Source organism: Halorubrum sp. AJ67 (assembly GCF_000513435.1).
The window spans coordinates 99,730-101,504 of record NZ_CBVY010000019.1 but is presented as its reverse complement, the minus strand read 5'-3'; the positions used below and the strand labels follow the sequence as shown (position 1 = coordinate 101,504).

The following is a 1,775-nucleotide window of genomic DNA, read 5'->3' as shown; positions in this document are numbered from 1 at the left end:
GATCACCACACGGACGAGGGACGGCAGTCACGGGGTCAAGGGGACGCCACGGCGATCACGGCCGGCGACGGCGGTCACGGCGACGAGAGCGACGACGCGGACATCCGCGGCGAACTCGCCGACCTCGACATCTACGCCGGCAAGCCGCACGGCGAGGACGTGTACGCCACCGTCCTCTACAGCGAGGCCGACGTCGACGAGCTGTTCGACGAGGTCGAGGGACTGCGCGGCAACTTCGACCACTACGGCACCCACGTCAAGACCGCGGTGTACGAGGGGCGTCACACCGACCGCGCCGCCGTCGTCTCCATCTGGGACACGGCGTCGGCGGCCGAGACCGCGGGCGGCTTCCTCTCGGAGCTGCCCGACATCGTCGCGCGCGCCGGCGAGGAGTCCGGGTTCGGGACGATGGGGATGTTCTACACCGTCAAGCCCGACTACCAGACGGAGTTCGTCGACACCTTCGACGACGTGGGCGAGCTGCTCGCGGAGATGGACGGGCACGTCGAGACCGACCTGATGGTGAACGTCGAAGACGAGAGCGACATGTTCATCGCCAGCCAGTGGAACGCGAAGGAGGACGCGATGCAGTTCTTCCGCTCTGACGAGTTCTCCGAGACCGTCCAGTGGGGCCGCGACGTGCTCGCCGACCGACCGCGACACGTCTTCTTGGCCTGATACGGTTCGGGTCGGTCCGTTCCGGTCGGTGAACGACGCGCCGATTTTAGATCGCTGATCAGCGCGAACACCCCCGAAGTCCCAGCCGCTCGGTACGACGAGACTACTTCCGACAACACGGCCACCGAAGCCCCAGCCGCGAGGACGCCGCACGCTCGCTGCGGTCCTCAGTCGCTCACTTCGTTCGCTCCCTGCGGTCCTTACGTCGCCTGCGGCGTCCTCGCGGCTGCCCCTTCGAGTCCCGCCCCGCACCGCACAGCAACAGCACCTCACGCCTCCCCAGCCTCGTCGACCTCCCTCCGCTTCGCTCCGGTCGGTCGACTCCAGCGAGAATCGAAGATTCTCTGGCAGCCGGCGGCTTCGCCGCCGGCTATCAGAGAGACCGGAGGTCTCTCCCTACTCGCGCCACCGCACTACGGTTCGTCAAATTGCCGACGACCCGTTCCCAAACGTCTCGCTCTCGGATCGGACCGACCGCCGGGTTTTACCTACTCCACCAGCCAACGACCGTCCATGTTCGACACCATCGTGGTCGCGACCGACGGCTCCGACAGCGTCCAGCGAGCCGTCTCCGTCGCGGTCGACGTCGCGGCGCGGTTCGATGCCGAGGTCCACGCGGTGTACGTCGTCGACGCCAGCGAGGTGGAGTCGTCGCCGGACACGGTGCGCGACGACCTCCGCGAGGCCTTAGACGACCAGGGCCGCGACGCGCTCGACCGCGTCTCGGACGCCGCCAGCGACCGCGACGACGACCTCGACGTGACGATCGAGGTCCGCGAGGGGCGGCCCGCCTCGGAGATCGACGCCTACGCCCGCGACGTCGACGCCGACCTCGTGGCGATGGGGACGCGGGGGCGTCACGGCGAGAACCGATTCCTCATCGGCTCCGTCGCCGAGCGCGTCGTCCGAACCTGCCCGATCCCGGTGTTGACGGTGCGACAGCTCACCGAGGAGGACCCGCGGCGGACCACGATCTGACGGGCGGCGAGCGACACGCGAGAGCCACGCCCCCGTGACCGACGCCGGGTCCCGCGACCGCCGAGCCGGCGCGAGAGCGGCGGAGTTTTCCGGCTGCCGCCCGGCTCGACGGTATGGAC

At 69.1% G+C, this 1,775-nt stretch carries 2 protein-coding genes; both read left to right on the top strand.

Features of this window, described 5'->3' with window-relative positions; translation table 11 throughout:
* Window positions 1-678: antibiotic biosynthesis monooxygenase (locus tag BN903_RS13195; protein WP_228841109.1), on the top strand; the 678-nt coding region annotated here is incomplete at its 5' end.
* Window positions 679-1,191: 513 nt separating this feature from the next.
* Complete coding sequence (locus BN903_RS13190) at window positions 1,192-1,656, top strand: universal stress protein (RefSeq protein WP_048078170.1); 465 nt, start codon at window positions 1,192-1,194, stop codon at window positions 1,654-1,656.
* The last annotated feature ends 119 nt before the right edge of the window (window positions 1,657-1,775 follow it).

What these genes read in the sequence shown, in the direction of transcription:
- BN903_RS13190 (WP_048078170.1), top strand. Translation starts at nt 1,192, where the DNA reads ATGTTCGACACCATCGTGGTCGCGACCGACGGCTCCGACAGCGTCCAG.